The organism is Paenibacillus aestuarii (assembly GCF_027789125.1).
In the GTDB taxonomy this organism is placed as follows: Bacteria; Bacillota; Bacilli; order Paenibacillales; family NBRC-103111; genus Paenibacillus_E; species Paenibacillus_E aestuarii.
In genome coordinates, this window is record NZ_JAQFVF010000041.1 from 22,480 (window position 1) to 32,973 (window position 10,494).

Annotated in this window: 8 protein-coding genes; all 8 read right to left on the minus strand. The window is 52.0% G+C overall.

Going from position 1 to position 10,494, the window contains the following annotated elements:
• Positions 1–545 precede the first annotated feature (545 nt).
• On the minus strand, positions 546–893 hold the full coding sequence (locus O9139_RS18135; RefSeq protein ID WP_270880880.1) for a LytTR family transcriptional regulator DNA-binding domain-containing protein: 348 nt from the start codon (positions 891–893) through the stop codon (positions 546–548).
• A 573-nt stretch (positions 894–1,466) separates the two neighbouring features.
• Positions 1,467–1,874 carry a hypothetical protein gene (locus O9139_RS18140; protein WP_270880881.1) on the minus strand — a complete coding sequence of 136 codons (408 nt, stop codon included), beginning with the start codon at positions 1,872–1,874 and terminating at the stop codon, positions 1,467–1,469.
• Between the two features lie 128 nt (positions 1,875–2,002).
• Entirely contained in the window at positions 2,003–2,977 is a 975-nt protein-coding gene (locus tag O9139_RS18145; RefSeq protein WP_270880882.1) for a substrate-binding domain-containing protein, read from the minus strand.
• Positions 2,974–4,779, minus strand: a complete 1,806-nt coding sequence (locus O9139_RS18150; RefSeq protein WP_270880883.1) for a cache domain-containing sensor histidine kinase — start codon at positions 4,777–4,779, stop codon at positions 2,974–2,976. The genes O9139_RS18145 and O9139_RS18150 overlap by 4 nt, the downstream gene beginning before the upstream one ends.
• Positions 4,776–6,395 carry a helix-turn-helix domain-containing protein gene (locus O9139_RS18155; RefSeq protein WP_270880884.1) on the minus strand — a complete coding sequence of 540 codons (1,620 nt, stop codon included), beginning with the start codon at positions 6,393–6,395 and terminating at the stop codon, positions 4,776–4,778. Before O9139_RS18155 ends, O9139_RS18150 begins: the two co-directional genes overlap by 4 nt.
• Positions 6,396–6,522: 127 nt before the next feature.
• Entirely contained in the window at positions 6,523–7,554 is a 1,032-nt protein-coding gene (locus O9139_RS18160; RefSeq protein WP_270880887.1) for an ABC transporter substrate-binding protein, read from the minus strand.
• Between the two features lie 70 nt (positions 7,555–7,624).
• Positions 7,625–8,626 (minus strand): ABC transporter permease, encoded by a 1,002-nt coding sequence (locus O9139_RS18165; protein WP_270880885.1) that lies wholly within the window; start codon positions 8,624–8,626, stop codon positions 7,625–7,627.
• A gap of 32 nt (positions 8,627–8,658) precedes the next feature.
• On the minus strand, positions 8,659–10,161 hold the full coding sequence (locus tag O9139_RS18170) for a sugar ABC transporter ATP-binding protein (RefSeq protein WP_270880886.1): 1,503 nt from the start codon (positions 10,159–10,161) through the stop codon (positions 8,659–8,661).
• Positions 10,162–10,494: the final 333 nt, after the last annotated feature.

Sequence of the window (10,494 nt, forward strand, 5' to 3'; positions counted from 1 at the left end):
TTGCTATTTCTGTGATATCTACAAATGCTGCTGGGATGGTGGGGACACGAGCGTTGCGGGAGCAAATACTGGGTGGCGCAGCGCAGAGGTTCGGTTGGTGCTTCTCTACTGCTCGATCCGATTTTCTGTGATATCTACAAATGCTGCTGGGATGGTGGGGACACGAGCGTTGCGGGAGCAAATACTGGGTGGCGCAGCGCGGAGGTTCGGTTGGTGCTTCTCTACTGCCCGATCCGATTTTCTGTGATATGTACAAATGCTGCTTGGATGACGGGGAAACGAGCGTTGCGGGAACGAGATACTAGCTGCGCAGCGCGGAGGTTCGGTTGGTGCTTCTCTACTGCCCGATCCGATTTTCTGTGATATTCTACAAATGCTCTGGGGTGGCCGTGATGGAGGCGCGCGAAGCTCGAGTGAGCATGAAAAAAGCAGAAGAAGTTCTTCCGCTTTTTGATGTGTTATGGCCCGGAGGGGCGGTGACTTGCTTCGCATCGGGAGCGGCTCCGGAGCGGTGCTGCCACTTGGTGGTTGTTACACGGTTGCTGTCAAACTTCGCGGGGTTTTTGTTGCTGCTGCCAAATCTCTTTCAGACGATACTGGCGCAGTTTGGTAATCGTTGTGTATCTGGACTCGGTGCCTTTCACTTCAAAATAAACTCTGCCATCTTGAATGCGCATAATTTTTTTTAGGTTCACGTAGCAATCTGTATTCACTTTAAAAAAGAAATTGTCTGAAATCAATTCATTCATCTGGTCGGAAGAAAGCCTCTTCTTGATGTGATAATTTTTACCATGGAAGCTGACAAGCCCCCGATCTCCGACCCTGAAATACATAATATCTTTTGCGAGTTCAAAATTTTCATAGGTGTTGTTAATCTCGAGCGCTACATTCATTTTTATTTTCCCCCTCATAAAATGATAACGCTTACAATTAAACCGCATGACCATTTTACCACATTAGGTGAGGGTAAGGAAGGGGCTTGCGATGGGAAAACAGCGGTGAGTGCTCGCGCTAGTAATAGCCTGGTGGGACTATCCTGCAAAAAGGATAGCATTTTGTGCGTCGAAGCCGATTTCTTGGCTTATCCTGCATTTTCGGCATCATATTCGATGTAATCCCGCCGAATCGGTGCTATTACCCGGATAATCCTGCTTAAAATCCAGGATAAGTTGTGCCTTCCCCCGCAAACGTTCGTGTCCCCGCCACCCCAACAGCTTTTGTACATATTACAGAAAATCGAATTGCGCGCAACCAGCGGGCTCCGCTTTGGCATGTTTGCGCTGATGCACAGCGCCATCTTGCCCAAGCCTAACGTGCTCCTCCTCTGACGGCCCCTGCACCACGCAGCGCAGCGTCGCATCTAGGCCTCCATACCCGCAAGCACCTATAATAAAAAGGAGCCAACAGCACCATAAGGGACTAGCCCCCGTGCCATTAGCTCCTACTAAGATCTTATAAAGGCTGCATTATGAAATCTTGGCAACCGCCTCTTGATGGTGCTCACGGATCAAAAATCGTATGTATCCGACAGTCGTATCCTTTACTTTCTTAGCTTCCTCCAAAGTAGCGAAGCTGTACTCAGCATGGTCGGTGCCGCCATATTTCTTCAGTTCCTCCGGCCCCATGCCCAGTGTCGAGTAATTATGTACTAACTCCATTGCCGTTCTATCATCCACATGCTTTATAAAAATGTCCTTGGTAAAGAAAGAGCCCTGCTTCTCGACTTTAAAAATGACGCGAAACGGCTTCTCTTTATCCGAGACGAAACATTTGATTACAACGTCGATCTCCATCGATCTGTAATCTTCCGTTTTCACAGGTTCCTGTTTGGCAGCTGGCGTCTGTTGCAGCCATTTTTTTAGAAGTCCTAGCATCGTGTGCCCCCCATTTCCGACTTCCGACTTACGACATGAATATACATCATATTGTAGAATATGGGTCGAAATCTGACAACCCAAAATTTGGAATGAGTCCAAAAATGAGTCTATCGACCTACGAATTCTCATTCAATAAATGGAAACAAAAGCTTTTGATTCTCACTCGTATACATGTTTTCTTTGGAAATCACTTCCGAACCGGTATCCATGACAGGCTTGACCTTCTCCCCGTTATATACCTGGAGCGCCGTTTTAACCGCTAAATAGCCCATATTAAAAGGCTTCTGGACAATCGTCGCCTGTAAAATGTCCGCTTCGAGAAAGCTGATCTCATTCATCGAGCTATCGAACCCGACAAGCTTAATGCTCCCGCCTAAGCCCATGTCTTTCAGCGCACGCGCCGCCCCCACGGTCGAAACCTCATTTAGGCCGAAAATACCACGGATATCCGGATGCTCAGTGAGCAGCACTTTCGTTTGCGCATAGGCCTTCTCTTCCGATCCGTTGCTGTACAGCGTGTCAAAAACTTGAGCCGACGGGTCATTCAAAAGTTTGTCCCGCACCCCATTTTCCCGGTCCAGCTGGGTCGTGGACGTTTTGACAAAGCTGACAATGGCAAACTTCGCCGGCCCTTGCACATAACGCCGCATCGCGTCCACTGCCTTGCCGCCTGCAGCATAACTATCGGTCGCAATGAAGCTCGAAGAGATGCCCCCTTCCAGCCCGGAGTCGACCGTGATCAGCTTGATGCCGGCGCGAATCGCCTTGTGCGCGACAGGGACGAGCCGGTTGTAATCGGTGGCAGCCAAAATAATCGCCTTGGGCTTCTGCGCGATCGCCTCGTCCACCAGCCGGATTTGCTCGTCAATGTCCGATTCGGACGGCGTTCCAACAATGGTGATATCGGTGTTGTACTCTTTGGCCGCCACCTTCACACCCTGCTTCAGAACCTGCCAAAACTCCACCCGGCTGTCAATCGTTTTGGGAATGACAATAATCGGTTTATCCTTCGCTTCGATCCGATTCGTAACCAGCATGACCCCCATGCCGATCACAAGAAGGAGGACGGCCGTCATCGCCACGAAAAGCATTTTTCTCATTCGCCAGCCACCTTATCTAATATTGGAATCGGAAGTATATCCGGGATGCGCACGGTCACGACCGTCCCTTCCTCCAGCTCGCTCTCAAACTGCAAGCCGTAATGCTCACCAAAATAAAGCTGAATGCGATGGTTGACGTTCAGCAAGCCAAATCCTTTGCCAGATTCGGGTTCGCGCGCCTTTTGCCGCAGACGCTGGAGCTGCGCTTCACTCATGCCCACCCCGTTGTCGACCACCTTGAGCTCAATCATCCCTGCGCTTCTGCGCCCCGTAATCTGGATATGGCCACGCTCAGGCGAATGTTTCATGCCATGATAAATGGCATTCTCTACAAGAGGCTGCAGCACGATTTTTAAAATATGACAGTCCAATATTTCCGGTTCCACGTCGATCGCATAAGTGAATTTATTGCGGTAACGAATGTTCTGGATCGTCAAATAATTGTGAATATGCTCCAGCTCCACCGCAATCGGGATCAATTCCTCGCCTTTGCTAATGCTGGAGCGAAGCAGCTTGGATAAGGCCGAGGTCATCGTGACGACCTCTTCCACTTTGCCCATTTCCGCCATCCAAATGATCGAATCGAGCGTATTGTACAGGAAATGCGGCTGAATTTGCGCCTGCAGCGCCTTCAACTCGCTGATGCGCTTCACTTCCTGATCCTGCAGCGTCTGGTTCATCAGCTCTTTGATTTTGCCTATCATCAAATTGAATGTCCGGGACAGCTTGCTGATCTCATTCGTCCCTTCGACATCGACGCGAATGTCAAAGTTGCCTTTTTCCACCTGCTTCATATGCACTTCCAACTGCTTGATCGGCCTGGTCAGCGTAATGGACAGCAGCACAGAGATCGCCAGCGCAACGATCAGGGATATGCCGCCCCACACCGCCGAGGTCAGCTGCATGTCCCGCTTGTTGCCGATGAGGTCCTCGGGATACGTCACCCCGACGATTTTCCAGCCGAATTTGGTCGTGCGGACTGTATAAATCTTGCTCTGATCCGCTTCCTCCGTCCGGAACGTGCTGTCGCTCACTTGCAGCAGCTTGGGGATGTCTTCCGACTTAAGCCCGGAGTAGACGAGCTGCTGCTGCGGATGGTAGATGAGATCGCCGGACGGGTCGAGAATGAACACGTACCCTCGCTGCCCCAGCTGGATCTGATTGCACAGATCATTAATGACATTATAATTCAGATCGACCAGCAGCACGCCGCTCGCTGTCATCGGCGACGACTTCGGCAGCTGCTTGCTGATCGTCACGACCCATTTGTATTCGTCCTGATACAAATGCTGCACATGCGAGGAGGAGATGACGATGTCACCTTTGGTTTCACTCGCTTTGGCATACCAATCCTGGCCAATTAACTCCGCATACGGCTTCAAATGCTCAAAGCTGCGATCCGACACCAGCGCTCCGTTTGAGCCGACAAACAAAATCGAGGAAATATCGTTACGCGAAGCGACAATCTCATGGAAGTAACGGCTGATCTGGCTCGCCAGCTGCCAACCTTCCGGCCCATTCGGGTTCGCCAGCTCCAAATAATGCTGCAAATCCGCATTGCTCAGCGATAAAGCCGAAATGCTTTCCATATTGCCGATGTAGGTCTGGATATTTTTGTTCACCTGTTCGATTAACTGCTGCGTGTAGTCTAAGGATGTGTCTGTGACCGCCACCGTCGACAGCCGATAAGCGCTATAGCTTAAAACGATCGTCGTACATAAAATGAGGCACGAGAACGCAAGAGCGATTTTCGTATGAATGCTTTTGAATTGAAATGCGCGCTGCCATCCCCATCTTCTCATAGGCTGCCCGGCTGCACTTTCTGTGTAGCACGGTATTCTTTCGGCGTCATGCCGGTATGTCTTTTGAAAATAACGCTGAAATACTGCGGATCGCTGTAGCCGACCTGAGCTGCGAGCTCATACGTCTTCAGCTGCGATTCGGCCAGCAGCTCCTTAGCCCGCTCGAGGCGGTGCCGGGTCACGTACTCGACGAAGGTGAGGCCGGTATGCTGCTTGAACAAGGCGCTGAAGTAGCTCATGCTCATAAAAATATGATTGCAAACCTGCTGCAGCGACAGCTGTTCATCGACATAATGCTCATGGATGTAAGCGACTGCCGCCTCCATTTGCGCTTGCGAGACCGTAGTCCGCTTCTCGGCCAGCAGGTCGACCAGTGCCAGGCATACCTCCTCCAGCCATACCCGGATGTCGTCGAGCGTTTTGCGGGCGTAGATCTGCATGAACGAATGATCGCCAAGCACCGTTGCCTCCTCAAAGCCGGTTTCCACCAGCAGATTCAGCAGCGCTACGAGCAGCTTGTGCAGCTTGCCGTAGCATTTGTCGACGTCGCAGGCGGAGTTTTTGAGCTCTTCAATCCAGCCCTTCAGCGTCAGCGAAACTGTCAGCTTCTCCCCGGTCTTAATGGCGGAAAGCAGCTTTTTTTCCGTTTGTGAGTAGCTCAAATGATCGAGACTGCGGCCGAATTCCATATCGCCCAGCGAAATAATGCGGTTTTTTCCGAGCAAAAACCGGTAATCCAGCGCAGAAAGCGCTTCTTGAAACGCTTTACATACATCCGGAAGTTCGCTACATGTACGTCCAATCCCAACGGTCACCGTCAAATTCAAATATTTCTCAATGCTGTACCGGGCATATTCGGCAAGCGTCTGGCACGTCACATCAATCGTCTCCGCAGCGCCGGAGAGCAGCGCAACCAATTTATCGTCACGCGTCCGAAAGACGATCCCGCCGTGCTCCTTTTCGGCAAGTTCATGCACAATATTATAGGCAGCAAAACGTAGCAGCTCCTCCTCCGCAGCTTGATCACTGTAGAAGTCGCGATGAAATTCATCGATGTCCAGGGCAACAACCGAGTAGGCCGGCCCGGCTAAATGCAGCCCGAACATGTGGAATTTGCGTTCGATCTCTTCCCGCTTCAAGCGTGACGTCACCAGCCGCTCAAGGAACCGTTCCCGCAGCAGCGGCATGCTTTCGTGGAACTGGTGGCGGAGGAAAGTGACATCCTCTTTTTGCTTGCGCTCATCGTCGAGTTCCAGCTTCAATTTTTGCAGAAATTCCGTGAACTCAGCCGCATTAATCGGCTTCAATAAGTAATCCTTCACCTTTAATTTGATTGCCTGCTTAGCATAGTCGAAATCTTCGTAACCGGTTACAATAATAACTTTAACATCCCGGTATTCGGCTGCAATCAGCCGTGTCAGTTCCAAGCCGTCCATAAACGGCATGCAAATATCCGTAATGACTGCGTCAGGCGCAAGACCGCTCATCGCCTCGTACGCATCCCGGCCATTATCAAAATCGCCGACCAGTTCGAAGCCGCACGCTGCCCAATCTGTCTTTCGTTTAATTCCTTCCCTGACTTCATCTTCATCATCAATCATGATGATCCGATACATCTCGATTTCCCCCCGGGACGTTTCATATTCCTGTGATGAACTTAAGGCTTTATTTGTATTGTACACACGGGAGTGCTTTCAGTAAACGGAAACAAAGGCTGCCCATAAAGGCGCAGCCTCAACTTGATCAATCGTAAAGCAAAGGTTTGATCTCTGCAGAATCAATGTTCGTTTTGTCATACCAGTGGAAGCCGGTATCGATCGATTTCGGAACGGTTTCACCTTTGATCGCCTGCACGGCTGCTTTCACCGACCAGTAGCCGATGCCGATCGGATCCTGCGTAATCGCGCCCGCCATTTTGCCGCTGCGGACCGCATCGGTTTGCTGCTTGCCGGAATCGTAGCCGATGACGATAATTTTTCCGTCTTTTTTGAGCTCCGTTACCGCATTGATCACACCGATCGCCGAGCCTTCATTAGAGCCGAAAATCCCTTTAATATTCGGATGCGCCTGGATGATCGCTTTGGCAAGGTCGGTCGATTTCAACTGATCACCGCCGCCGTATTGCGTATCGACAATTTTGATATTCGGATATTTCTCTTTAATCCGGTTCGTGAACCCATCACGGCGGTCGACGCCGGTACGGCTCGTTTGGTCGTGCACAACAAGGGCAATTTCGCCTTCGTTGCCGATCAATGCTGCCATTTTGTCAGCGGCCAGCGCAGCTGCGGCTTTGTTGTCGGTTGCAGCGGTTGTGACCGGAATGTCGCTGTCGACGCCGGAGTCGAAGCCGATCACGGGAATTTTGGCAGCTTTCGCTTTTTCCAGCAGCGGTGTCGCCGCTTTGCTGTCCAGCGCAGCAAAGGCGATAGCCGAAGGCTTTTTACCTAAAGCAGCTTGCAGCATTTCAATTTGCTTATCCACTTGCTGTTCCGTCTCCGGACCTTCAAACGTAATCTCGACGTTGAATTCTTTGGCGGCCTTTTCTGCCCCCTGCTTGACAGCTTGCCAGAATTGATGCTGGAAGCCTTTGGAAATAACTGGGATGTAGATTTTATCCGTTTTTGCCGCAGCAGGCGCTGCTGCAGATGCCGCCGGGGTTGGCGCTGTAGAGGCTGCAGCCGGTTTCGTTTCCGTCGTTTTAGCGCCGCAAGCGCTGAGCATCATCGAGGACAGCAGCAGCAAAGTGGTAACAACCGTTAACTTCTTTTTACGCAAATTCAATCCTGATCTCCCCTTACATGTCATTTGTTTGTATAGGACTCCTTCTCGGAGCGAATACCGAATCTTATTGCTTGCGCCGGCGCATGATGTCGGCATAAACAGCCAGCACGACGACGACGCCAACGATGACCGTCTGCCATTCCTGCTTCACGGATAAAATGCGCAGTCCATTCGTCAGCACACTCATAATGAGCGAACCGATGATCGTGCCGAGGATGGACCCTTTGCCACCGCTCAAAGAGGTGCCTCCAATGACGACTGCGGCGATCGCTTCCAGCTCATAGCCCGCGCCCAGTGCCGGCTGCGCCGAGTTTAAGCGCGACGCCATCATGATGCCCGCAATGCCGCTGAATACGCCGGTGAGCGAGTAGATGACAATTTTCCAATAGTCCACGTTCACGCCGGACAACCGGGTAGATTCCTCATTGCTGCCCAGGGCGAAATTGTAACGGCCGATAATCGTTTTTGATAAAATGATGCTCGCAATAATGGCGACCCCGAAAAAAATGAGAATGGCATTCGGAATTTCCAAGCCGGGAATGACCGAGCTGATCACCGAGCCCATGGAAATCTGCGTAAACGCAGGCGTATCGTTAAAATAAATCGGCTTCGTCCCGGAAATGACGAGTGACAATCCTTTGGTCACCATCATCACGGCCAATGTGGCGATGAACGGCGGCACCTTCATCTTGGCGACGAGCAGCCCGCTGACGAGCCCGCAGATGGCGCCGGCCACGATGCCTCCGATGATGCCGAGCGGCATCGGCAAGTGCCACGTCGTAATGATGACGCCAGCCATCACTGAAGAGAATGTCATCACGGTACCGACCGCCAGGTCAATCCCTGACGTAATGATGACAAACGTCGAGCCTAGGGCCAGGACGCCCATAACTGCTGTAGACAGCATAATGGCGACAATATTGTCAAACTGAAAAAAATTATCTGAGGCCACCGAAAAGATGATGACCAGCATAATCAAACTGGCAAAAGCAAGCAGCTTCTGCGCTGCTCCGGACCCGCTCGGCAGTGAAGGGACTAACTTTTTACGTACAGGCACTGTTGCCATAATTTCCTCCTTCGAATTTCGCATATTGATGTTCAGCCGGTTCGCATTGTCGCGTAGCGCATAATCGCTTCCTGCGTCGCGTCCTCCTGGCGGAGTTCGCCGGTAATGCGCCCTTCGCACATGACCATGATGCGGTGGCTCATTCGCAATATTTCCGGCAGCTCGGACGAAATCATAATGATGGATTTGCCTTGCGCCGCCAGCTCGTCAAGCAATTTATAGATCTCCGTCTTCGCGCCGACATCAATGCCCCGCGTCGGTTCGTCGAAAATAAGAATGTCGCAGTCGCGGTGCAGCCATTTGCTGATGACGACCTTCTGCTGATTGCCGCCGGAGAGATATTTGACATGCTGATGGATGCTCGGCGTTTTGATTTGAAGCGCTTCCACATAGTGCGAAGCGGTCTCGTCAATATTGCCGTCTTTCATCCAGCCGAACATGCGCTTCGCTTTATGGTAAGAGGCAATGGCAATGTTCGTTTTCACGTCCATTTCGACCATCAGTCCGTACCGCTTGCGGTCTTCGGACAAGTAGCCGATTCCGTGCTTCACGGCATCGTTCGGCGTCCGGATCTGGACGCGCTTCCCGTGCACCAAGATGTCGCCCGATTCAAGCGCATCGGCGCCGAATATGGCCCGCGCCACTTCTGTGCGGCCTGCGCCCATAAGCCCGGCGAAGCCCAAAATCTCGCCCTTCGCCAAGTGAAAAGAGACATCCCTCACCGCCGAACCGCGGTTTAAGCTTTTCACTTCGAGCACCTTCAGCTCCGACTTGCTTGCAGACGGTTGCTGATGGCTCGTATAGAGCTCGCGCCCGACCATCATCGCGATGATCTGATCGATCGTCGTCTCCTTCGTCGGCACGGTCGCGATGTATTGACCGTCACGCATGACGGTGATGCGATCCGTAATGCGCTTCAGCTCTTCCATCCGGTGCGAAATGTACACGATGCCGACGCCGCGTCCGCGCAGCTGCTCAATGATGCGGAACAGCTCCTCGATCTCGGCATTCGTCAGCGCCGCTGTCGGTTCATCCATGATCAGCACTTCCGAATTGAACGAGAGCGCCTTGGCAATTTCCACCATTTGCTGCTTAGCTACCGTCAGCTCGGCTACTTTTGTGCGTGGATCCAGCTTCAGGTTCATTTGATCCAGCAGCTGCTGCGCCTGCTCGTTCAGCTTGCGCTCGTCGACGAACAGCCGAATGCCCTTGCGCGGTTCGCGCCCGATAAAAATATTTTGCGCAATCGTCAAATCCGGCATCAAATTAAGCTCCTGATGAATCATACAGATACCGAGCTGCTGCGCTGCTCTGGTGTTCGGCAGCTCCGCCTCTTGACCGCGCACCAGAATGCGGCCCTCATCTTTTTGGTAGACGCCTGTTAAAATTTTCATTAACGTCGATTTCCCGGCCCCGTTCTCACCGACCAAGGCATGGACTTCACCGGCTGCCAACTCCAGACGACACTGATGAAGGGCGTGCACGCCTGGAAAATGTTTTTCGATACCCTCCATCCGGACTAGAGCTTCACTCATGACCTCACCTCTTGCTTCAATCTCATGTTCAGTGGCTATGAGCTTATTCTAGCTTTACGGAGCAGGAATGAGAGTGGATAAATCTCTGCAAAAAAGTTGATTTTCTTCTGATTCAGCAGGAGAAAAGTGAACAAAAGCGGGGACGGCGGGGTGCGAGCGAGGCCGCAGACGAACGCGGGGACGGACGGCGGGGCGCGAGCGGGGGGGCGGCGGGAGCTGTAGTCCGATTTTTCCGAATTACAGAAGGACTTCTCGAACCGCCATGCTCTGTAGTCCGGTTTTGCCCAATTGCATGCCCCAAAACAGGTATCCACACGCAAAAAGCCGCCTGTA

Coding starts and splice junctions, on each gene's coding strand:
- O9139_RS18165 (WP_270880885.1), bottom strand. CDS start 8,626: ATGGCAACAGTGCCTGTACGTAAAAAGTTAGTCCCTTCACTGCCGAGC.
- O9139_RS18155 (WP_270880884.1), bottom strand. CDS start 6,395: ATGTATCGGATCATCATGATTGATGATGAAGATGAAGTCAGGGAAGGA.
- O9139_RS18150 (WP_270880883.1), bottom strand. CDS start 4,779: ATGAGAAGATGGGGATGGCAGCGCGCATTTCAATTCAAAAGCATTCAT.
- O9139_RS18140 (WP_270880881.1), bottom strand. CDS start 1,874: ATGCTAGGACTTCTAAAAAAATGGCTGCAACAGACGCCAGCTGCCAAA.
- O9139_RS18145 (WP_270880882.1), bottom strand. CDS start 2,977: ATGAGAAAAATGCTTTTCGTGGCGATGACGGCCGTCCTCCTTCTTGTG.
- O9139_RS18170 (WP_270880886.1), bottom strand. CDS start 10,161: ATGAGTGAAGCTCTAGTCCGGATGGAGGGTATCGAAAAACATTTTCCA.
- O9139_RS18135 (WP_270880880.1), bottom strand. CDS start 893: ATGAATGTAGCGCTCGAGATTAACAACACCTATGAAAATTTTGAACTC.